The 22,094-nt window shown below is 41.0% G+C and carries 18 protein-coding genes, 1 pseudogene and 1 riboswitch; of the genes and pseudogenes, 10 read left to right on the forward strand and 9 right to left on the reverse strand.

Annotated elements, in window-relative coordinates:
- Positions 1-112: 112 nt before the first annotated feature.
- Together dxr and V7K76_RS00245 are read right to left on the reverse strand one after the other, a co-directional pair.
- Positions 113-1,309: a 1-deoxy-D-xylulose-5-phosphate reductoisomerase gene (gene dxr / locus V7K76_RS00240; protein WP_334777607.1), complete on the reverse strand. Its 1,197-nt coding sequence runs from the start codon at positions 1,307-1,309 to the stop codon at positions 113-115.
- Between the two features lie 750 nt (positions 1,310-2,059).
- Positions 2,060-2,245 (reverse strand): hypothetical protein, encoded by a 186-nt coding sequence (locus tag V7K76_RS00245; RefSeq protein WP_334777608.1) that lies wholly within the window; start codon positions 2,243-2,245, stop codon positions 2,060-2,062.
- Between the two features lie 904 nt (positions 2,246-3,149).
- Here V7K76_RS00245 and V7K76_RS00250 point away from each other — a divergent pair.
- The 5 genes from V7K76_RS00250 (at position 3,150) to V7K76_RS00270 (ending at position 10,630) form a co-directional block, all read left to right on the forward strand.
- On the forward strand, positions 3,150-4,586 hold the full coding sequence (locus V7K76_RS00250; RefSeq protein WP_334777609.1) for a cytochrome ubiquinol oxidase subunit I: 1,437 nt from the start codon (positions 3,150-3,152) through the stop codon (positions 4,584-4,586).
- Complete coding sequence (gene cydB, locus V7K76_RS00255) at positions 4,574-5,587, forward strand: cytochrome d ubiquinol oxidase subunit II (protein WP_334777610.1); 1,014 nt, start codon at positions 4,574-4,576, stop codon at positions 5,585-5,587. The genes V7K76_RS00250 and cydB overlap by 13 nt, the downstream gene beginning before the upstream one ends.
- Positions 5,588-5,856: 269 nt before the next feature.
- Complete coding sequence (locus V7K76_RS00260; RefSeq protein WP_334777611.1) at positions 5,857-7,164, forward strand: mannosyltransferase family protein; 1,308 nt, start codon at positions 5,857-5,859, stop codon at positions 7,162-7,164.
- A gap of 40 nt (positions 7,165-7,204) precedes the next feature.
- Positions 7,205-9,220, forward strand: a complete 2,016-nt coding sequence (locus V7K76_RS00265) for a DMT family transporter (protein WP_334777612.1) — start codon at positions 7,205-7,207, stop codon at positions 9,218-9,220.
- A 144-nt stretch (positions 9,221-9,364) separates the two neighbouring features.
- Complete coding sequence (locus tag V7K76_RS00270; protein WP_334777613.1) at positions 9,365-10,630, forward strand: hypothetical protein; 1,266 nt, start codon at positions 9,365-9,367, stop codon at positions 10,628-10,630.
- Positions 10,631-10,714: 84 nt separating this feature from the next.
- On the opposite strand, the gene V7K76_RS00275 is transcribed toward V7K76_RS00270, so the two are convergent.
- Positions 10,715-12,283 (reverse strand): ArnT family glycosyltransferase, encoded by a 1,569-nt coding sequence (locus V7K76_RS00275; protein ID WP_334777614.1) that lies wholly within the window; start codon positions 12,281-12,283, stop codon positions 10,715-10,717.
- A 77-nt stretch (positions 12,284-12,360) separates the two neighbouring features.
- On the opposite strand from V7K76_RS00275, the gene V7K76_RS00280 reads away from it, so the two are divergent.
- Positions 12,361-13,752 carry a DUF2079 domain-containing protein gene (locus V7K76_RS00280; protein WP_334777615.1) on the forward strand — a complete coding sequence of 464 codons (1,392 nt, stop codon included), beginning with the start codon at positions 12,361-12,363 and terminating at the stop codon, positions 13,750-13,752.
- A 348-nt stretch (positions 13,753-14,100) separates the two neighbouring features.
- Positions 14,101-14,751, forward strand: a complete 651-nt coding sequence (locus tag V7K76_RS00285; protein ID WP_334777616.1) for a sigma-70 family RNA polymerase sigma factor — start codon at positions 14,101-14,103, stop codon at positions 14,749-14,751.
- Between the two features lie 172 nt (positions 14,752-14,923).
- Here V7K76_RS00285 and thyX read toward each other — a convergent pair whose 3' ends face one another.
- The gene (gene thyX / locus V7K76_RS00290) at positions 14,924-15,646 is read right to left on the reverse strand and encodes an FAD-dependent thymidylate synthase (protein ID WP_334777617.1); all 723 of its coding nucleotides are present in this window, start codon (positions 15,644-15,646) and stop codon (positions 14,924-14,926) included.
- 409 nt (positions 15,647-16,055) lie between these two features.
- On the opposite strand from thyX, the gene V7K76_RS00295 reads away from it, so the two are divergent.
- Entirely contained in the window at positions 16,056-16,271 is a 216-nt protein-coding gene (locus tag V7K76_RS00295; RefSeq protein WP_334777618.1) for a chlorophyll a/b-binding protein, read from the forward strand.
- Between the two features lie 92 nt (positions 16,272-16,363).
- Positions 16,364-16,468, forward strand: a pseudogene (locus tag V7K76_RS00300) (thioredoxin family protein); the annotation flags it as partial.
- A gap of 461 nt (positions 16,469-16,929) precedes the next feature.
- On the opposite strand, the gene V7K76_RS00305 reads toward V7K76_RS00300, so the two are convergent.
- From V7K76_RS00305 to cobW, 5 genes are all read right to left on the reverse strand, one after another.
- Positions 16,930-17,442: an AMIN domain-containing protein gene (locus V7K76_RS00305; RefSeq protein WP_334777619.1), complete on the reverse strand. Its 513-nt coding sequence runs from the start codon at positions 17,440-17,442 to the stop codon at positions 16,930-16,932.
- Between the two features lie 372 nt (positions 17,443-17,814).
- Positions 17,815-18,312: a hypothetical protein gene (locus V7K76_RS00310; RefSeq protein ID WP_334777620.1), complete on the reverse strand. Its 498-nt coding sequence runs from the start codon at positions 18,310-18,312 to the stop codon at positions 17,815-17,817.
- Positions 18,313-18,317: 5 nt separating this feature from the next.
- Positions 18,318-18,569 (reverse strand): hypothetical protein, encoded by a 252-nt coding sequence (locus V7K76_RS00315; RefSeq protein ID WP_334777621.1) that lies wholly within the window; start codon positions 18,567-18,569, stop codon positions 18,318-18,320.
- An 18-nt stretch (positions 18,570-18,587) separates the two neighbouring features.
- Entirely contained in the window at positions 18,588-19,052 is a 465-nt protein-coding gene (locus tag V7K76_RS00320; RefSeq protein WP_334777622.1) for a hypothetical protein, read from the reverse strand.
- On the reverse strand, positions 19,036-20,094 hold the full coding sequence (gene cobW / locus V7K76_RS00325; protein WP_334777623.1) for a cobalamin biosynthesis protein CobW: 1,059 nt from the start codon (positions 20,092-20,094) through the stop codon (positions 19,036-19,038). Before cobW ends, V7K76_RS00320 begins: the two co-directional genes overlap by 17 nt.
- 717 nt (positions 20,095-20,811) lie before the next feature.
- A riboswitch (cobalamin riboswitch) is annotated at positions 20,812-20,954 on the reverse strand.
- Positions 20,955-21,166: 212 nt separating this feature from the next.
- Here cobW and V7K76_RS00330 point away from each other — a divergent pair.
- Complete coding sequence (locus V7K76_RS00330) at positions 21,167-22,012, forward strand: filamentous hemagglutinin N-terminal domain-containing protein (RefSeq protein WP_334777624.1); 846 nt, start codon at positions 21,167-21,169, stop codon at positions 22,010-22,012.
- Positions 22,013-22,094 lie beyond the last annotated feature (82 nt).

Raw genomic sequence — 22,094 nt, forward strand, 5'->3', positions numbered from 1 at the left:
TATTGGGGAAGTGTGATATTTGACCGTTAGCCTTCAGCATTAGGCTGAAGGCTAAACAAGAATTGGTCAAGAGCCAGAAAATCTGCCTTTTGGATATCTGAATTAAAGGTTTTTATCGCAGAGAAATTATCTGCGAGTGAGTCTCTAACTTTTCAGTCGCTATTAAAACTTCTTGTCTTGCCCATTTATCTGCTGCCAAAATGTCATCTAAAGAGGGATTTGTACGGTTATCATTTTGATGGCGATCGCACACCCATTCGATACACCGGGGAATATCTAAAAAGCGAATTTTTTCATCTAAAAATAAAGCCACAGCTTGCTCATTGGCGGCATTCAACACAGCTGGCATGGAACCACCAGCTTTCCCCACAGCATAAGCCAACCGCATACAAGGATACTTCTGGTGATCTGGTTCCCGGAAGGTTAAATTTCCAGCTTTGACTAAATCTAGTCGTTCCCAGTTGGTGTAAATGCGATCAGGCCAAGATAAGGCATACAGCAAAGGTAAGCGCATATCCGGCCAACCGAGTTGGGCTAAAACTGAAGTATCTTGCAATTCAATCAGCGAGTGAATGATACTTTGGGGATGAATGACAATTTCGATATTGTCATAATCCAACCCAAACAGAAAGTGAGCCTCAATTACTTCCAGCCCTTTATTCATCAAAGTAGCAGAATCTACTGTGATTTTCCGCCCCATCGACCAATTCGGATGCTTGAGGGCATCAGCTACGGTTACATCTGCTAATTTTTCTACATCCCAGTCTCGGAAAGCCCCACCAGAGGCAGTCAGCAAGATTTTCCGCAAGCCTGCTTTTGGCACACCTTGGAGGCATTGAAAGATTGCGGAATGTTCGGAATCGGCTGGGAGTAATTTGACACCATGTTTTTCAACTAGGGGTAGAACCACAGGTGCGCCTGCAATTAGGGTTTCTTTGTTCGCTAAGGCAATATCTTTACCAGCTTCAATCGCTGCGATGGTGGGTAGCAAACCAGCACAACCAACGATCCCCGTAACAACAGTTTGGGCATCGCCGTAACGGGCGACTTCTATCACTCCGGCGTCACCCGCCAGTAGAATCGGTTGGGGATCGAGGTCAATGATTGCTTCTTTGAGGGCTGGTAATTGCTCTTCTGAGCAAATTGCTGCTATTTTCGGTCGAAATTGCCGAATTTGAGCAGCCAACATTTCCACATTGCGCCCAGAGGCCAATCCCACAATCTGAAATTGATCTGGGTACTGAGTGACAATATCTAAAGTCTGAGTACCAATAGAACCAGTGGAACCAACGAGAGTAATCGCTTTCACAATTGCTTAAGGATTTACAGACAACTCCCACTATAAATTGCTGGGGACTCTTTAATCACAGCAATCACCATAATTGATACATTGAGTCCAGGAGTGGGGGGAGGGAAAGTGGCAGGCACACATTATGGAGAATAGGTGATACCAATTTGAGCAATGATTGGTTTCAGCTTCATGACTGCGATACTTGGTTTGAAGCCACACAAACAATGGATGTAGATAAGCCTAAGCTTGAATGAATGTAAATTCATATCTGGCAGAATTTGTACTTTTTTTGTACATATCAGATTGTAACCACGAATACTGTTTGTAAATTAATTGTCCAGCGCAAGTAAATCGGCCAGATGTATGATATTCTTTATTTATAGGGAATATAAATCGCTAAAGCACTAAGGATCTCCAAGCACTTGCGCTCTAGTGAAGAAGCCAAATCCCATAAGTTCACCAATAGTTTGATGAACTGATGATCTTGCTCCACAGTATCTGGAGGATTGTGGAAGTACTTGATCGGTAGCAGTTCCTAAGTTCGGGGGAACTTTACTCTGCTTGCAGTTCATCAATTACTTTTGGGATAAACCCCTTATTCATTTTTTTAACCGAGTACCGTGGGTTTAAGTCCCCCGGTTCAATAACCGGTAAGTTTTGGGTCGGAGTCTAAATCCCCGGACGCGACACTCGAGTACTCGCTAACGCAGACTCGCTACCGCAACGCTTTCACAAAACTGACTTGCGACTTGCGACTTGCGACTTGTTTTAATTTTCATAAATAAATTTAGTTTGCTCTGAGACCCTTTTAGTAGAGGGAGAAATTACTTTTACAAGAAGGCATAGCAATACTGTTCGGTTAAGGCAAGAGACGCGATAAATCGCCGTCTCTACAATAATCAGTTCTTCGTCTTGACGGTGATTTATCGCGTCTTTGTGATCTAGAATTTTCATCAAAAAACCTTAACCGAACCGTATTGGAAGGCATAGGGGTAGAGGAGAAAAATGATTTTCGGTACAAGCTATGCCCCTTGTAGGCGGAATCTTCTCTTATTGGAGTAGGTTCATACTCTGCATATTGTAGGCGGTCAACATCCCCTCTGCCTCTTATTGACCGAAAACGTAAAGGATACAGAGCAACTAAATTTATTTATGGAGAAGCAAAAAAATGTATTTCTAGACGCACAGCGCATATTTACTACGTCCTTGTTTCAGAGCAACTAAATTTATTTATGGGGATTGTAATTTTGAATTTTGTTAGCGCAGCGTTAGCGAGTCCGCGAGCGTCATTTTGAATTTTGAATTACCCGAAGGGGTTGACTTTCTTCAGCATAGCTGCTTTTCTTCGCTCATACTACTTTTAGTAGCCAATATGAAAGTAATTTATATCATCTTGAAATAATAGTGTCAAAAGACAATCTGTCAAACCATAATTATGTTTAAAATATTTTTTTAGGATTTTATTTACAGGCTTGCAAGACAGTCTGTCAGAGACTTTTGTTGAATTATTGTGTTAGATTTATCAATAAAAATGATAGCAGATTAAAGAGCATTTATTGAAATTTCTGTCAGATAATTGTTTTTAAATTTGCTATAAAAAAGTGGCAACAAATACAGAATAGAACTCAATATTTTTAGTTAAATATGAAATATCAAGAGCCAGAGTTAAAGAACCTATTCATCTAAACAATGAAGTTTTGAGATTGAAAAGCTTTGTTGTTTATAGAGTCTAATTCTTAATCATTAACTCCATCCAACAATTACAAAAAATTGTGGGGTAGAGTTTCATGATTTTCGACTCATTCAATATTTAGACCTATCAAGATTGCCTGATGGCAATAGATTTGGAGGATACACTATGAGTTTTCTCTCAGATACAGTGATGCTTTCGCGCATCCAATTTGCTGTCACCAGCATCTTCCACATGTTTTGGCCTATCCTGACAATTGGGATGTCTTGGTATTTGGTGGTCATGGAAATACTGTGGCTAAAAATGAAAAATCCTGACTACTATCGCCATGCACGTTTTTGGTCAAAAATCTACATTCTTAACTTTGGTCTTGGTGTTGCTTCTGGTGTAGCGATTGAATTTGAATTTGGTGCAAACTGGGCACCATTTTCTTTAGCTGTTGGTGACTTTTTAGGCAGTATTTTAGGCTTTGAAGGCACGATGGCATTTATGTTAGAGGCTGCTTTCCTCGGCATTATGATACATGGTTGGAATCGGGTTCCACCGATTATGCACTTGTTAGCAACTATGTTTGTGGCAATTGGTGCTACGCTCTCATCTTTCTGGATTATTGTCGCCAATTCATGGATGCAAACACCAGCAGGTGGGGAAATGGTGAATGGTAAATTTTTGGTTCGTAGTTACCTAGAAGCCATTTTTAACCCAGCAGCTTTGAATAGCTGGTTTCACATGGTATTGGCTATTCTCGAAACCGCCTTGTTTGTAATTGGTGGGATCAGTGCTTGGTATATCCTCAACAAACGCCATCAAGCATTTTTCAGTAAATCTTTCAAAACAGCGATCGCTCTGGCTATTCTCATCACTCCACTGCAAATTCTTGTTGGTCACTTCAGTGGTGAACAAGTATACCACAACCAACCTACCAAATTAGCAGCAATGGAAGCTTTGTGGGAAACTGTACCGGCTGGTGAGTCTGCACCTTGGAATATTTTGGTTATACCGAATGTCAAAGAGGGTAAGAATAACTGGGCACTCAGTGTACCAGGCGGTTTAAGCAGGGTTTTGGAAATGAAGCCCAAGCTTTCCGAACCTGTACTTGGTTTAAATGAGTGGAGACCTCAAGATCGGCCCCATGCGGTTTCCCTAATATTTTATACTTTCCGCATCATGGCAGGTATTGGCTTCCTGCTCGTGGGTTTGATGGGAGTAAGTGTCATCCAATGGTTACGGGGTAAGCTATCTGTAGAAAATATTACCGAACAACCCTGGTTGATGCGTGCTTGGATATTGGCTGCACCTTTAGGATATCTTGCTGTTGAATGTGGCTGGATGGTGCGAGAAGTTGGTAGACAACCTTGGATTGTTTACGGACAAATCCGTACTGCTGATGCTGTTTCTAATGTACCAGCAAGCAATGTTCTAGTTTCACTAATTGCCTACACCAGCATCTACCTGCTGTTATTCGCCAGCGCTTTATACTTTGGTAGCCGTATTGTCCGCCAAGGGCCAAATTTAGAACTACCATTGCCCAATCATGCTTTTCTACAAAACAGCAAGACAGAAAACATTACCGCAACACAACCGGAGATTTCATGGAAGCCATAAATACTACTCTACCACTACTCTGGTTTGGACTTGTTGCCTTGTTCCTCACCTTGTATCTAATCACAGATGGCTTTGATTTAGGCGTGGGGATTCTCACACTGACTGCTGCTAACGAAGAACGACGCGGGATAATTATCAATACCTTAAGCAGTGTTTGGGATGCCAATGAAACTTGGTTGGTATGTACGGGAGGTTTGTTGTATGGTGCTTTTCCCCTCGCCTACGCTACTATTGTCAACGCCTTGTACATCCCTATTACTCTAATGGTGATTGGGTTTATCTTCCGCGCTGTATCCTTTGAATTCCGTGAACATTCTATCAACAAAACCTATTGGAACTGGGGTTTTGGTGGTGGGAGTTTGCTAGTCGCTTTGTCTCAAGGATTAATCTTAGGTGGCGTGATTGCCGGTATTAAAGTTGATGAGGCCGGAAACTTTATTGGTGGTACTTGGGATTGGTGGAATTTACCATCAATATTAGTGGCATTAACTGTAGTGCAAGGCTATGTCTTAATCGGTTCTACTTACCTAATTGCTAAGACAGAAGGTGAGTTAAAACGATATCACTACATCACTGCCAAATTTAGCGCTATTACCACATTTATTGGTGCGTTGGCATTGACAATTGCGGCACCAATGTTCTACGAATCAATCCGTACCAAGATATTCCATCAACCAGAGGTATTGATTTTTGAAGCGATTCCCTTTGTGGCAACGGGTGCAATGGCACTACTAATGAATAGTATCAATCGCCGTGAAGAAAAGATGCCTTTTGTTTGGACAATTGTGGTTTTCTTAATCACTATTCTGTCCTTGGCTTTTGTGGTGTTTCCTTACATCATTCCCTTCCAAGTCACAATTTATCAGGCTTCCTCTTCCCTTAGCGCCCAAACCTTCATGATTGCTTTTATCGGGTTTTTCGTCCCGATTATATTGTTCTACAATATCTATCTTTACCGGGTATTTCAAGGTAAAGTGGTCAGCCCCCATTACGGAGACTAGAGTTGTGGTTCATTTACCTGAAAATCGCTGTAAGTTTTTTCTTGATCGTAAAATCAAGGGTTTAACCCGGATTTCTCACCAGATTTATCAAACCGAAGTGCAGAGGTCGTAGGGGCAAAAAGATCCCCGACTTCTTGAAGAAGTCGGGGATCTGAGCCTCTCGGTGTTTACAAATCAAATAGGATTGCTATATTGTTGCTCTGTAAAGTCAACTCGATGGTGCGCTAGAAAAATCAATATTTGAGGAGTTTTTTGAAGTACTCAACCTTATGGTCAAAGTTCAGATAGTTATAAAAAAAGTTTTATGGAAAAATGATTTCCTGTTTCCAGCCGCAATATGGTTTGCCAGTAGAATATTCATCTGGACTGCTATGTTGCTGATTGCGCCAAAACTACCATTACCAGCAGAAGACTTTTTGCCTCATTTTGGTTGGGGGATTTTTGATGCTTGGGATAGTATACATTATCGAGCGATCGCAACTTCTGGCTATGAATTTGCCAATGACGGCAAACAGCATAATCTGGCCTTCTTTCCTCTATTTCCCTTAAGCATCTGGGTTTTGATGAAATTAGGCTTACCGTTTGAACTAGCAGGTATGTTAGTCAACAATTTGGCATTTTTTGCAGGGCTTTACTGTTTATACTTTTGGGTCAAGGAGCATTATGGCATCAATGCAGCCCATTGGGTAACAGCTGTGGTTTCTTTGTATCCGTCGTCCATGTTTACGGGAGTGATTTACACAGAGGGGCTGTATTTGTTTTTGAGTACGGCAACTTTGCGGGCGTTTGATCAGAAACAGTATGGCTGGACTGCCCTTTGGGGTGCGATGGCCACAGCAACACGTCCTACAGGTATGGCATTAATTCCAGCATTGGCGATCGCAGCCTGGAAAGAACGCCGATCACCCATTGCCTATATAGCTGCTTTGACTACCGCTATTGGCGTACTTTTATTCAGTTTGTATTGTGCGATTTATTTTGGCAACCCTTTAGCTTTTATTGAAGCACAAAAAGGATGGCGACCAACTCTGGGCTTTGATTGGCAGGGTTGGTTAAATATGTTCATGCAAATTGTAGTCGGCAGAGAAAATTGGCAGAATGGTTGGGTGCAAAACCCCTCTGGCGGAATTCCAGACCCCTGGTATCCCTTGTTGTTTGGCTTGAGTGTTGCCAGTGGCTATCTTTTATGGCGTTTCCCTCAACGTTTTAGTTCTGTAAAATTATTCTATGGCTTTTATGCTTTAGCCTTACTTTTGTTGATTCTAGCAAGCGAACAGTGGCTTAATAACTTGCTCAACTTGTTCATGGTCTTGGGTGGTGGCTATATATTGTGGCACTTACACACGCAACTAACGCCGGTTACGGTGATTTATGGCTTTTGTGGTATTGGTTTGCTGTTGGCTTCTGGAGGCACCATCTCCTTGAGCCGTCTCGCTTATGGTATTGTGCCTTTGAACATAGCCATTGGTGTGCTGTTATCTCGCCATCCTCGTCAGGGATATTTAATATTGGGGGTTTTTATGACACTACTAGCCAAAATAGCTGTAGGATTTGCCCAAGAGCGTTGGGTTGGTTAGAGGGTTGATCCATATAGTTGAGTTGCATTGAAATTTTCTAATGAATTTATTTAATCAAACGAAGATCGCGATCGCTTCATTATTTCTAGGTGTAGGTGCCATATCTTTTGGCTCTATTTTTCTGAAAATGAGCGAAATGGAACTCAGCCCCAGTGCCACTGTATTTAATCGCTTTTGGCTTGCTAGTGTGGTTTTCTTACTCTGGCATGGATACAAGGCAATACGGCAGCGATTTTCCAGAGAAAAACCTGTAGAACAGCAACCCTACACCAGTCAGGATCTATTGCTATTGCTAGGTGCTGGTATTCTTTGGGCTGCCACTTTAGTTTTGTTGGCTTGGTCACTAACTCAAACTAGTGTGGCAATTTCTAGTGTGTTGCATAATCTCGCCCCCATATTTACTAGTTTAGGGGTATGGCTGTTATTTCGTAAGCGTTTTGAGCGCCAATTCTTGATTGGCATGGTCGTTGCCCTTGGGGGAGCGATCGCGATTGAATTTGAGGAACTGCAAATAGCCACAGACGAAGTTCAAGGAGGCTTGGCTGCCATCGTTTCGGCAATTTTATTGAGTGCATACCTGCTAATCGTAGAAAAATTACGCACCAAATTTTCTCCGGTCACAATTCAGTTGTGGATCTGTGCGATCGCAGCTTTAGCTATTTTCCCCATACTTTTATTCACTCAAGATCAACTTTTCCCTTCTACAGTCAACGGATGGCTTTGGGTCATTTTTCTAGCTGTGATCTGCCAAGTTTTAGGTCATGGGCTTTTGACCTATAGCCTTGCTAAGTTTTCCTCTGTGGTTGTCTCCTTGGTGCATATCTTAGAGCCAGTATTTAGCGGCATTTTCGCTCTGGTAATATTTTCGGAAACATTAACTTTATCAAATTGGGTAGGTTTTGCTGTAGTTTTAATCGGTTTATATTTAGCCGTATCTAGCCAAGCTGCTGTTAATTTGCCGTTTCAAGAATCAGTCACAAATATAGTTAACACTTTCATTAAAAGTATGACGAGCAAACTGTCATTAGTAAAGCAACAATTCTCCGAAACACCAGCTTTATTAGGGACTGTCTCATTATTGTTTGCCCTAATTCCTATATCTTTAGCACCATCTCTAACCAAATTGTGTCAACAAGAAATTGGTGCAAATGCTGTAGTATTTCATCGCAGTTGGATTGCTACAGTTGTTTTTGGGCTGTGGAATGGATTTGAGGCTTACCGTTACCAACAGTCTATTGAAGGAGGTAGAAGGGAAGATAGCGCAGCGTTAGCGAGTCCGCGAGCGTCGGTAGGGGGCAGTATTTCTCCTACCTTTATTGATCGCCAATCTATAGAACAGAAGCCTTTTACGAAACAAGAAGTGTGGCTATTGTTGGCAATGGGAACCTCTGCTGGAACCTACCTTCTCTTGTGGGCTTGGGCGCTGAGTCAAACTAGTGTTGCCAATGTGGCTTTACTGTCTAATTTGAACTCCTTATTTGTTGCTTTAGCTGGGTATTTTTTATTTGGTCGGCGTTTCGATCGCAGATTTGTGATTGGTTTGGTCATCGCCTTGGGGGGAGCGATCGCATTTGAACTCAATAAGGTACAATTTGCAACCGATCAAATATTGGGTGATGCCTTAGCATTGCTTACTGCGGTTTTCATGGCCACGTGTATGCTACTCATAGAACGACTACGAACCCGATTTAGCACTGCAACTATCATGCTGTGGCGCTGTGGAGTGACAACAATGTTTCTACTACCTGTCCTCCCATTCCTCGAAAATAGACTATTTCCCTATTCCTGGACGGGTTGGTTTTTCATCATATTCCAAGCTCTCTTCTGTCAAGTCTTGGGTCAGGGACTTTTAGCTTATAGCCTCAGCAGAATCTCTTCAGGAGTTGTCGCCGTCACGCTTCTTCTAGAACCAGTTCTAGCTTCCATTTTTGCTTGGTTTATTTTTTCAGAACAAGTCGGTTTATTTGACTGGGCAATTTTTGCCGTAGTTCTAGTAGGTATCTATCTCGCCCAATCTAGTCAATCCACTGTTCAAGTAACAAACGAAAGCTTGTAGCATCATGACAGTTAGCTACAAGAATAAGCTGGCATTATATTAGCAATCAAGCTTTTTGTAATGCCTGTTAATTTTTTGTGCCTTTTTGTTATAAAATAGTGTTCCTAGAATATCAATTAAAGGTTAATTTATCTATCTGTAAAGATGAATATCAGGAAAAAAATTTTGGCTAATGGTTTATTTTTTGTCATAGCAATGTGGCTGTCTAGTAGACTTCTAATAGCTATCACAATGTTACTAATTGCCCCATTGTTCTCAACTCCATCAAATGGTGTTTCTGCCACCTTTAGCTGGGATGTTTTTTATGCTTGGGATAGTGTTTGGTATGAGAGAATTATGACTTCTGGTTATGATTTCTCTAGTAACTTCAATGAAATGCATACAGTTGCATTTTTCCCTTTATTTCCATTGTTAAGCCGTATTGTTATGTACGTTGGTTTTACTCCCAAAGTGGCAGGTATATTAGTTAATAATTCGGCTTTTTTTGCTGTCTCACTCATACTTTTTTATTGGGTACAGGAGCTTTACGGCACAAGCACAGCACGATGGGCAACAGCTACTTTACTATGGTGTCCCTATTCCCTTTATGGAACCGTAATTTACACTGAAGGTCTATTTTTGTTGTGTACCACATCTGCCTTAAGAGCTTTTGATAAAAAGCAATATATTTGGGCAGGATTCTGGGGAGCATTATCTACAGCAACGCGACTACCTGGAGTTGCACTCATCCCAGCTTTTATGTTTGTTTCTTGGAAAGAACGTAGAGGCATAAAAGCCTATATTGCCAGTTTAACTGTTGGCTTGGGTATATCTCTGTACAGTCTTTATTGTCAAATTCAATTTGGCGATGCTTTGGCTTTCATCCATGTACAAAAAGCGTGGCGTGGTGATGCAACAGGGTTTGCTTGGGAAGGTTGGTGGATGATGCTGATGCAAATTACGGTAGGTTTTACTAATTGGAAATCTGGCTATATTAAAGACCCTTTACATCCGTTATTATTTTTAATAATTATTATTAGTGGCTCTTTATTATGGCGTTTTCGTTTACATCTAGGGATGATGAAATTCCGCTATGGATTATATTTTTTATGGCTATTATTGTGGATATTGACAGGAGATGAAATAGTTAAAATTGCCCTAGTTTTTGGTGGAATCTATTTACTATGGTTCTCACGAGCTAAAATTCCCCTTGTTACTGTTGTCTATGGGTTTTCTTCCTTCGCTTTAATTTTAAACACTGGAATTACACCCTCGGCTGAACGCTACGCTTACGGGATTATATCGCTGTCAATGGCATTCGGTTTATTACTTACCCGTTATCCTCGTTGGGGATACCCAATTATGTACTTTTTTGCAATACTAATGTTCACATTTTCTATTCGATTTGCCCGCGATCTTTGGGTAGCTTAAGTTGATATCATTCATTGATATTTTATCCATAAATAAGATCCCCGACTTCTTTGAGAAGTCAGGGATATGTGGCTTTTACTATGATTAATTTTTGGTAATCAGTGTAAATCCGTTAATGGCTCCTATCACTTTACTACCAGTTAAATTGATTTGCTGTAAAACCATATTATCTAACAGCAAATAAGATTTATTAGATAACATTTTTTGTAAAATTTGCACAGTTGCAGCAGTTACCTTGCAATCGCTGTAAAAATCCAAGCTAGGACGCCCATAAGCAAAAGAAGTATAAATTTGTGTTCCTGGTGAAACATTTGCCCGAATTAAGTCTGCAACTGGCTTAACTGGAAAAGCTTCCTTTAATTCCCAAATCCATGATTGCGAACTCATCAATAGTGCTAAAACTAAATACATCCCTATAAATAGCACTGGAATAAAGTTGCGATCGCGCTTTTTAATTAGCCATGCTGCCATACCCATACTTATTGTCAAAATAATGCTCATGACTATCAAAATAGGCTGTTTTTTCAGATAAAAGTAAACACAACCTCCTAAACCAGCAACAGCAATAATAGTCATAAATATAGTCCAAGTTCTTACCCGAAAATTACCGTGTTGCCAAATTTCGCTAAATCTAGCACCAATTGCCAAAGCTAAAAATGGATATACAGGCATGACATACCAGGGCAGTTTAGTTCTCATCAAAGAAATAGTTCCTAAGTAAATAATTGTACCTAATAAAACTAGAGAACCCCAAGTATGATGACGTTCTTTCCAAGCTAGATAAAGCCCTCCAGGTAAAAATAATAGCCAGGGAAAACCATATTTAAGTAATTCTAATAAATAGTACCAAACAGGCCCGCTATTACCTTCAACGGTTTGTACCAGGCGGTCAAAAGCTTGTGCTTGAAAATGCACTTCTAAGAAAGTATTACCATAATGTTGCCACTGAGCAATATACCAAGCGATCGCCGGGGCATTTCCTAACAAAATTCCCACCCATAAATAGGGACTTTTTAACAAAGCTAATTGTCGATCGGCAAGCAAAAATAAACAGGCGATCGCCCCCAACAGCAAAACTATCATTCCCTTAGTCAGAATAATTAGCCCCAGACAAAATCCCACGCCTAGAGCATATTTTCGGTTCTGACGTGCCTTCAAAAGACAAAACAGCAACAGCAAGAAAAAAGAAATAGTCATCCCATCTAACATTGCTAGTCGCCCATGACGCACCACAGGCAACATTGTCAAGTAAACTAAAGCAGCAAATAGAGCCGGTAAACTTTGCTTAAAAGCCAAACGCCCCACCAAATAAAGCAAAGGCACTCCCAAGGCAGTTAAAACCGCACCAGGTAAGCGTGTGGTAAATTCTTGTACTCCTCCTAAGTGGTAGCAGCAAGCAATTAACCATTGCATCAAAGGCGGTTTTAATAAAAATGGTTCTCCCTGAATAGTGGGATAAAGCCAGTTACCAGTGCGATAAATTTCTCTGGACACTAAAGCGTAAGTACCTTCATCCCAATCTCGCAAAGGGGAGTTTCCTAAAAATATCAGCCAGAGGACTAGAGATATTACCAGTAAGCTAAATAACCATTCTTTTTCTGGGAATACGATCGTTCTTTTTGTGAATAGCTTTACAATATTTATGCTATACATTTAGGTCTGATAATCGTAGTGAATAATATTGCTAATTATGCATCTAAAATACTCACAGTGAAAACTTTTTTGCTGGTATGAGGAAAAAATTGAATCAGCTTGGTTATCTTGGTTGGATAATTGGCGTGAGTGCCTTAATTTTGTTTGGATGCAGCAGCTTACGACATGAGTTATTTCAATCAAACGGTTTTGACTTAGGCATTTTTGACCAAGCGGTTTATTTAATTAGTCAAGGGGAACCGCCTATTAGTTCTTTCATCGGTTTTCATATTCTCGGCGATCATGCTACTTGGATATTTTATCCCTTGGCTTTACTGTATAAAATCTACCCCAGTGTTTACTGGCTATTTGCTGTGCAGGCAGTTGCCTTGGCATTAGGTGCTTTACCAACTTGGCATCTAGCGCGTCAAGCTGGACTGAAGGAAAACCAAGCAATAGCGATCGTATTTGTATATCTCTTGCAGCCATTGGTATTTAACGCCAATTTATTTGATTTCCACCCGGAAGTGATAGCTGTACCACTACTATTGGTGGCGGTTTTAGCAGCACGGTTAGGTCAGTTGGGATGGTTTTGTTTAAGTATTTTTGTGGTCTTGGGATGTAAGGAAATATTGTCTCTCACTGTTGCTGGAATGGGAGTTTGGTTACTGTTGTTTGAAAAACGGCGTTTATATGGTGCGATCGCTCTTGGTGCTGGTGTCGCCTGGTTTTTGATTGCTACTCAGGTAATTATTCCTTTTTTCAACAGTGCAGAAGCAACAGCATTGGTACGTTACAGCTATTTAGGTAATTCAGTTTTAGGCATTGCTAAAAATATCGTTTTTCAGCCAGGACTAATTTTGGGAAAGGTTTTTTTATGGGATAACCTGGAATATTTAGTTCTGATGCTAGCACCTGTGATTTGGTGGCTTTCCCCACCAGGAATAAAACCTTTGGTAGGAGCTATTCCTTGTTTGGCACTTAACATTCTAGCTGATTACCCACCTCAAAAAAACTTGATTTTTCAGTACTCTCTTCCAGCGCTACCATTTCTGTTGTTGGCTGTAATTTCTAGTCTCGCCGCAGGTAGGGGATTGCTACAAAATAAACGAGCAATTATTCTGTGGTCATTAGTGGTGTTTTTAAGTCTGGCAAAATTTACCTTTTTTGGAGGTAAATACCTAAAATCTATAGATACTTGGCAAGCTACAAAACAAGCGATCGCTCAGATTCAAACTCAAGGAAGTGTTTACACCACAGCACAAATTTCCCCGCATTTAAGCCACCGAAAATTGATTACATTTACAAATAACGATTCCCCACCTGCTGATTTAAATACTTATAATTATGTATTACTGAATGTCCGTCATCCCAGCTGGTCAAATACTCAGGAGTTTGCTGCTAGCTTGGTAAATCAACTGAAAAATAATCAAGAATTCCAGTTGAAATATCAGCGTGATGAGGTGTATTTATTTGTCAAAGTCGCTTGAGCAGCAGTTTTTGGATAACTTTTTATCGAATTTCTTTCCCTACTCCCTACTCCCTACTCCCTACTCCCTACTCCCGCCCCGAAAGGGTAGTAAAGCCTTCTCTTTCAGAGACGCTAACGCGAACGGTATAACTTTGCTTAGAGCGAGTCTGTGATACCGATTATTCGGGCGTCGCATCTTTATTCTGACTCCTGAATTCTGAATTCTGAATTCTTCTTCCCAGTTCAGCCAGGAGACAAGATGCGATACTCCCGTTGAAAAAGATATCCCATCTTGACGAAAGGTAATTCTTTAGCGCGTTGTTATACGCAATACTAAGATATTCTTGCTTTCTTCGCCAAGATTGTCATGGTTCCATTCGATGAACAGCTACGCCGCTTAGTTACAGAAGCCTGTGGACACAAACCTGGAAGCCCTCAGCGTCAGAAGTTGCTCACGCAAATTATTCGCTTGACAGCAAGTAGACTCTGGAGAGAAACTACTCCTTACTATCAAGATGCACTACAACAAACTTGGTTGTATTTCTGTCGCAATGTTTGTGAAGGTTTGACAGGTCAAATCTACGATCCCAATTATGGCAGTGTCGTCACTTGGCTGAATGCCTACCTAAGAAGGAGACTACAAGACTTTTACCTTAACCAGAATCGGGAACAAGCCACAACAGTTCCTCAGAGAATTCGTCAGTCTACATCAGGTGGAATAAGTGAAGCCATTGATCCTATAGATAACCTCCCGGCTAGTCCCCAAGCACCTCCAATTCTGGAAGATTTGGAGATGTGGGCGCAGACAGATTCTAATGGAGAACTGCGCGGTATATACATTAAAGGGCGTCCAGATGTGAATTGTCAGGTGTTAATTCTCAGACGCTTACCCCCGGAAGTTAGCTGGAGAGAATTATCTGAAGAATTTGGGCTGTCAATTCCCACATTAAGCAGTTTTTATCAACGCCAATGTCTACCGCGTTTGCGTAAATTCGCAGAATTGGAAGGATTATTATGATGGGTGATGAGTGTTGTTAGTAGTAGCGGGGTGTTGTGCATTAGTGTCAACTTAACGTGAAACCGCTTGTCCGCCGGGAATTTAAATTCCCGTATAATAGCGAAAGTCATCTGAAGATGACTAAATATCGCCAAAAATCTCCAGTCTACTGAAGTAGACTTTAGCTAAAAGTCTAAGGTGCTAACCTTGCCTTACCTAGACGCTGCTTTTCATACCATTGTGCGATCGCAGGTGTCCAATCTTCAAAATGAGGCCACATCATTTCACATAACTTTTGAATTTCAAGTTGAGCATCTTTTTTATTTCTCAGGTCACAAAAATGCAAGAAAGACCTTAAATTGAAACTCACTACAAAATGCTGACGATAATCAAAAGGCACTTTACCTCTTGCATGTTCTTCAGACATCCCAGCCTCAAAATCAGCTTTATATCGTTTAGCCGCTTCTAGACACCATTGCAAATCTGCTCCTCGTTGCTCTGGTGAATAGTGGTACTTTTTGCCTTGTCTATCAGTGTAATAACCAACGGGACGTAGATAAAAAACATCTTCTATGTCTTTTTTTCCTTCTACTACATCAATAAATTGGTTGCCCGTATATCTAAAAGATTGTACATCAAATGATACAGAAACCCGATGAGTACGCGCCTGCTGCATGACACTGTGGGGAAAGTAGCCACAGTTAAAAACAATCTGGGGATGCTCTAAAGGCCCATAATGTCCCCTCTCACCCGCTAAAAGTCGCTTAACAATCACTTCGCCGCTTTGTGACTCCGAAGGCCAGGACTCGCGCTCGTCAAACACAAACCCATCAGTATAGTCTTGGTGCATCGCGGCATAAATCACTTGCTGCGGGTTTGGTGTTTTGGCAATAACTTCTACTCGAAATCGATGCATTAGCTGTTAGGTAATGAATTTGTGACTGAAAGTGCTGACAATTGAAGAAGGCAGAAGGCAGAGGGCAGAAGGCAGAAGGTTCTATTCAGAAGGGGATTCAGACCCCTCCTGAATAGGAGCCACCAAATTTTTAATTTGGTGGGGGTCTTAAACCCTTGTTCCCTACGGTCACGGGCAGAGGGCAGGAATCAGAATTCCCTTCTGCCTTCTGCCTCCTGCCCTCTGCCTTTCTTGATAACGAGTAGAGCCTGTTGCTTAGACATGGCTGTGAACTCAATTCATTATCATATCTCTTCTCTGGCATATCTCTTCTCTGGCTTGGACTTCTACTCGATCCGATTAAGATCCTTTACAAATATTAATGAATTTGTTACAGTTATTTACATAAAAAGAAGACAGGGAAGAAACCATGCGTACAAACACTGCTATAATTGATGACCAAGGCAAATTGAACAACTTTGCGATCGAGCCAAGAGTTTATATAGATGAGCAAGGCGATCGCACTGGGTTCACTACCTATGCAGAATTGCTCAATGGTCGTTTAGCAATGATTGGTTTTGTCTCTCTGATAGCATTAGAAGTATTCACAGGACACGGTATCATTGGTGTTTTGACAAATCTGTAAAAACTAATTTATTTAAACTCCTAGCAAAATTAAGAGACGGTAGATATACCGTCTCTTAATCTATGGAAAACTTAGTGCTAGAGTAAAACTATATTAAAGCAGTGCTAGCGGGTAAACCTGTTACGAGTGAGCAAAAGCCGAGTGTTGGTTGCAATATTAAATGGAAACCTGGAAACCAACCCAGTTATTTTGGTTAAAAGGGCATTGGGCATGGGGCAGATATCAATAGTTATTCCTCCTGAAATCGATGAGTTTCTGCATAGTGACAAAAAAGGGGGCGAGTCTGCTTCCTAAAATTGTAATGCGTAGGCATAGATGCTTCTTCAGCTTGTAACCAGATATCACGCGAGTTACCTTTACAATAGACATCTCCAGAAATTAAATATGCGTCTACCCAGAATCCTTGTAGAGACGTAGCAGTGTTACGTCTCTACGTTCTTTTTCGGAGATGTCTAATAGGCATACCTGGCGATCGCTTGCAATTCCACAGTATTTATTGCTAGATACAACTCAGTACTAGCGCGGGGTTTTTCCTCAAAAATTGAGTATAGTTAGCCGCACAACAGAAGTATCCTAGTCAGGTCGCAATTAAGGCATAAAGTCTTGGGAACAGATTTGTGATATAAACCCTGAAGATTTGATATTTATTGATTAAATCTTAGGGTAACTGAGTTAATTTTGGTTGGTCTAAGTATGTATATACCAACTGAGAAACTTGACGAATAAAATCCCTACCCCTGATGTCATTGTAAGGTCTTCTCACAAAAATTCCCGTCGCAGGCATTTTTTCAATTGATGATAGTTTTACGACCCAATGAAAGTTAGAATCTCTTCTGACTATTACACTTTGGGGAGAGACAGTGTAACCGGGTGCTAATTCAATTACGAGTCGGGTTGTCTGGGGGTCAAGTTGTGATACCCGAATTTCTCGAATCTTTGAGCCAAAGTTTTGTTTGGTTGTAGGGTAGCTCAAAGTAGTTCCCGATAAGTCAATAACCAGTCTTTTAGGGTTATCAATTAAAAAAACTCTCGGTTGAATACCTGAGTCAGTGGTTAGGTCAAGCTGATTCTGATTGGGGTCAAAGTGCCAAGATTCTAATCGAGTTGCTCTTGCAGGAGAGGATAGGAGCAAAATACTTATTAAGCTCAACAAGAACCAGCGTAATTTCATACAGTATTGTGAGGATAATATTGAATTTACTTAGAGAGATTTTCCGGGAAGTAAATCAAGTCATAACTGATTGAAAATCATAAGCAAGAAAATATAAAATGTCAAGGATTTTAGATAGTAAATGAAAGCTGATACAGTGAATATAGATTCGGCTTGATGAAAGTCGGTATAATTAAATTCACACCCGTTTTTTTAAACGGGTGGACAAAGCTTTCACAAATTTGATTTTTTATTTTGGATGAGTCTCATTGTGTTTTTGGGGTGCATCCTAGTTTTTATTTTACACTGAGAGAATAACTGTCATTGGGAGGAGGAACGACGAAGCAATCGCATGGACTAGTTCTTAGTTGGAGATTTTGCGATTCCTTCGCTTCACTTTGTTTCGCTCGCAATGACATGCAAAAAAGTGGGATGCTCCCGTGTTTTTGCTCCTATGGAGAGGGTGTGCTGAGGTTGGAATTCTGCCCATTCTTTGCATAAAGTTTGGTAACATTGGGGTGGTGTAATTGGTAAATTAGTTAAATAGAAAAACCCAGCTTGATGACCGTACTCCAACAAAAATACAACATCTTTTTGGGGATTATACTTATCTACAGCTTCGATAATATGAGCATTCATGAAGTGTCTTTGTAAAAGGATAGTATCGGGTGCTGCTAACCAAGCATTTAAGAAAGCTGCAAGATTTTTACGCGGGATAAAATGCGCTTTAAATGTTTCGCCAGCCATACTTAAATGCGGAGAATTGGTGCTGCAAATTACGACACCACGTTCTCCTCCTAAATAACCGATCCAAGCGTTGTAACCAATTGCTAATAGATTGGTAGCGATAAAAGCTTGTTGCCAATATTGGGTGTTTATTTCTGGGGTCATTTCGATTAAACTCCTTTTGATAACTGCCAGAGTTGAATTTCATAACATAAATAGCTCTCAAAAATTGCGCGTGCTGCTAATCCCTCGACAACTAACTTTTCTAGCCAGCGCTTAAATGCCCAACGACCAAGTGAGTATAATGGTGGGAGTGCGTTCGGCGTTTCGCCGTAGCGCTTCGCTATCGCTACAACATCAGCAATCGCTGCATTTTGGTAGCGAGTAGGTTTTGGAATATTGCTTGATTTTGGCTTGAGCATTGAGGAATAAAGTAAGTTTTAGGGTATTAGGCTTGGTTTAAATTCTGACCAACGCTTGCAAACTTGTTCGTAGCAATCGGGTGGAGTAATTTTTAGTTGGTGTAAAAAATTAACCTCAATCTGAGGTTCAGCCTTTAGCACCAGAAGAATATCTTGATGGGGATTGTATGTTGCCACTGCTGGGGAAATTGATGAAATCATGGATGAGCAGATTGATTGCGATATAGCTCCGCAATCTTGAAACGAACGCAAATAAAACCCAATCAGATCGGAGGGAAGAAATTGCAGGGTAAAGGGAACTGTATCAAGACTTGTATTTGTAGGGTGAGTAACTTTAGTATCCACATCACAAATAACAACTCCTCGCCCAAATGACTGAAATCCTTTCCATCCGGTGTAACCGATTACCAGCAGATTATTATGAATAAAGCTGTTTTGCCAGTAGCCAAAATTTCCTTGCCAAACACTATTGGATGGTTGCATTGACTTCCTCCGCTAACACAATTGATTCAATGCGAACCTGCTCAAGCTCTCGTCCAATCAATACTAATCGCGTTTGACGGGGTTCCTGGGGTTGCCAAGGACGATCATAAAAGTAGTCAAATCGATTACCAACTCCCTGTAATACCAGACGCATGGCTTTGTTGGGAACTGCTACAAATCCTTTAATTCGATAGATTTCTTGCTGTTGCACCAATGTTTGCAAGCGTTTTACTAGGACAGTCGGCTCAAATGCTTGGTCTAGCAGTAGTTGCACTGCATTAATCCCTTCATCATGTTCGTGGTCTTCTTCAGTATCATGGTGACTGGGGCGACTATCCAAGTTGTCTTCTACCGCAGCGTTGAAACCGAGTAACAAATCGCCACTGATTTTACCATCCTGGCAAGGAATGACTTTTACACCAGGGGATAAGTTCTGCTTTAGCCATTCTTGCACCCTAACTTGTGTTGGGAAATCAACGCGATCGCTCTTAGTCAGCAATACTAGATCAGCACAAACCAGCTGATCTTCAAACAGTTCCTCAATGGGTGTTTCGTGTTCTATGCTAGAGTCGGCTTGTCTCTGTGCTAAGAGGGCTGCTAAATCGCCTACATATTGATTAGTTGCCAACGCTTCACAGTCCACCACAGTAATTACGCTGTCCACTGTAGCGCCTGTGCGAATCTCCGGCCAGCGAAATGCTTGCACCAATGGTTTTGGTAGTGCTAGCCCAGAGGTTTCAATCAACATACAATCAAGGCTCGCGCGTCGCTTTAGTAATTCTTGCATCGCTGGGAGAAATTCTTCCTGCACCGTACAGCACAGACAACCATTGGTGAGTTCAACAATATTACTGTTGGAATCTTCTTCATCGTCACAAACTCGGCAATCACGCAAAAGTTCCCCATCAATTCCGATCTCTCCAAATTCATTCACCAAAACAGCAATGCGTCGTCCCTCATTGTTTTGGAGTAAATGGCGAATTAATGTCGTTTTGCCTGCACCGAGAAATCCTGTAATTACTGTGACGGGTATTTTTTGCATATAAAGTATGTTGTTTGTTGATTAATTTTGCTTTTCACAAGAAAGAAGTTTTAACCGCAGATATCATGCAGTAGAGACATAAAATTTCGTCTCTCTACTAATTCGCAGGTGGTGTGAAAGGGAATTTTTCATTAAAGATATAGATTGACCGTGCCAATTTTAGATTTTAAATTTTGGATTATTTCTTTGGTACAAACCCCGCCCCTTGTGGGTGGAACAAATCTAAAAGACGCTCCTACGTCGCACGCTACGAAGACAGCAAATCTAAAATCCCCAAGCTGTAACCCAAGAGTGGGTACAGTCAATCTAAAAGACGCTCGCGGACTCGCTAACGCTGCGCTATCGCAAATCTAAAATCCAAAATTCATTGACCCTAGCCCTAACGCCACCGTCAACAACAGCCAGATAATGTTCATTTAAAAACTTCCTTAAGTGTGGCAACCGCATCTATTAATAAAGGTAATGAAACACGAAATGCTTAATTTATTGGGCGTGAACATTAGCCAAACAAATAAGCGTATCCATCTTTTTTGCGAATAGTTACGCCAAGGAAAATCAACGTAACTATTCACAATTTGTACCTATAATTAAACACCTACCCTCTCATAGAAAGCCGTAATCTGTAGCGTCTTGATATGTTGAGCTATGAGAACGTAAAGCTGAGTAGTTGTAGAAATCTTCATAAAAATACTTATCTGTGCCTCGCAGATGTAGAAAATTTACAAGTCAACTTCGGCGGGCATTCTGACTCACAAGGCAAGGCTTGATTACAGCTGCGGGACAGCGCCGGATTCACACCGGACTTTCCCCGTTTCCTCTAGCGGCTGTTCCCCACTAGAACCGAGATTCTTTTGCATATTAACACAACTATGATTTGCTTGCCTAAAAATCAATGGTTGATCCATACAGCATTCGTCATTCTTTGGTACAAGTTTCATTCTTTACCAAAGCTTGTTCAGTATTATTGAACAATTATTCTGGCAATTTATGAACTTGATTGTGTCAAAAATTTGGGCGATAGTTGTATATTGCTGATTGTGGGTACTAAAAATTGAGAGTACTAAGTTTTTTCATGTTGATTACCGCGTTCGGCGTCGCCGTGTCACAGATATTCACTGGTGTCTATAACAAGGCAATAGCTGAATTTATCCCCCAAATTACCCCAGATAATACCCTTGGGAGTAGACATTCTACAGTCACACCACAAAATCAGCTAGTTTACAGAGTTGATGGCGGAGTAATTCGCGGTATAAATCTCTTTCATAGCTTTCAGGAATTCAATATTGGCGAAGGAAGAAGTGCATATTTCGCCAACCCAACAGGGATTGAGAACATTATTAGCCGAGTTACAGGAGGAAATCCTTCACAGCTTTTGGGAACCTTGGGTGTATTGGGAAAAGCTAACCTATTTTTAATCAACCCCAACGGCATTATTTTTGGGGCAAATGCCAAACTTGATGTTAGTGGGTCATTTGTAGCCAGTACAGCCAGCAGTCTGGTTTTTGCTGATGGGACAAAATTTAGTGCAACTAATCCGCAAGCCCCACCCCTGTTGACGATTAAGGTTCCCATTGGCTTGGAATTCGAGAATATACCAGGGGCTATTAGTTTACAGTCAGCGCGTCTAGTTGTGCAGCCAGATAAAACCCTGGCGCTAGTGGGTGGTAATGTCAGTTTAGACAATGGCACAATCCTAGCACCTGGGGGTCGAGTCGAGTTAGGGGGATTAGCGCAAAAAGGCACGGTAACACTAAATCAGAATGGTAGCTTGAGCTTTCCTGGTGATTTAGTTCGCGCCGATGTTTCCCTAACAAAGGGTTCACTAGTCAATGTTCGGGCTGGCGATCGCGGTAGTATTGCGATCAACACTCATAATTTAAATATTGCTCAAGGAAGTACCCTGAGGGTAGGGTGTTGACTTTGGGTGTTTTTAGATGATATTTCTTCATACAGAATAGATGCCAAAAAATATCTTAGAGCTATAGCGGTTCCCACTCCGA

This window comes from Nostoc sp., from assembly GCF_036917975.1.
Classification (GTDB): domain Bacteria; phylum Cyanobacteriota; class Cyanobacteriia; order Cyanobacteriales; family Nostocaceae; genus Nostoc.

Coding starts and splice junctions, on each gene's coding strand:
- V7K76_RS00245 (WP_334777608.1), bottom strand. CDS start 2,245: ATGAAAATTCTAGATCACAAAGACGCGATAAATCACCGTCAAGACGAA.
- V7K76_RS00250 (WP_334777609.1), top strand. CDS start 3,150: ATGAGTTTTCTCTCAGATACAGTGATGCTTTCGCGCATCCAATTTGCT.
- cydB (WP_334777610.1), top strand. CDS start 4,574: ATGGAAGCCATAAATACTACTCTACCACTACTCTGGTTTGGACTTGTT.
- V7K76_RS00260 (WP_334777611.1), top strand. CDS start 5,857: ATGGTCAAAGTTCAGATAGTTATAAAAAAAGTTTTATGGAAAAATGAT.
- V7K76_RS00265 (WP_334777612.1), top strand. CDS start 7,205: ATGAATTTATTTAATCAAACGAAGATCGCGATCGCTTCATTATTTCTA.
- V7K76_RS00270 (WP_334777613.1), top strand. CDS start 9,365: ATGAATATCAGGAAAAAAATTTTGGCTAATGGTTTATTTTTTGTCATA.
- V7K76_RS00275 (WP_334777614.1), bottom strand. CDS start 12,283: ATGTATAGCATAAATATTGTAAAGCTATTCACAAAAAGAACGATCGTA.
- V7K76_RS00280 (WP_334777615.1), top strand. CDS start 12,361: ATGAGGAAAAAATTGAATCAGCTTGGTTATCTTGGTTGGATAATTGGC.
- V7K76_RS00285 (WP_334777616.1), top strand. CDS start 14,101: ATGGTTCCATTCGATGAACAGCTACGCCGCTTAGTTACAGAAGCCTGT.
- thyX (WP_334777617.1), bottom strand. CDS start 15,646: ATGCATCGATTTCGAGTAGAAGTTATTGCCAAAACACCAAACCCGCAG.
- V7K76_RS00295 (WP_334777618.1), top strand. CDS start 16,056: ATGCGTACAAACACTGCTATAATTGATGACCAAGGCAAATTGAACAAC.
- V7K76_RS00305 (WP_334777619.1), bottom strand. CDS start 17,442: ATGAAATTACGCTGGTTCTTGTTGAGCTTAATAAGTATTTTGCTCCTA.
- V7K76_RS00310 (WP_334777620.1), bottom strand. CDS start 18,312: ATGACCCCAGAAATAAACACCCAATATTGGCAACAAGCTTTTATCGCT.
- V7K76_RS00315 (WP_334777621.1), bottom strand. CDS start 18,569: ATGCTCAAGCCAAAATCAAGCAATATTCCAAAACCTACTCGCTACCAA.
- V7K76_RS00320 (WP_334777622.1), bottom strand. CDS start 19,052: ATGCAACCATCCAATAGTGTTTGGCAAGGAAATTTTGGCTACTGGCAA.
- cobW (WP_334777623.1), bottom strand. CDS start 20,094: ATGCAAAAAATACCCGTCACAGTAATTACAGGATTTCTCGGTGCAGGC.
- V7K76_RS00330 (WP_334777624.1), top strand. CDS start 21,167: ATGTTGATTACCGCGTTCGGCGTCGCCGTGTCACAGATATTCACTGGT.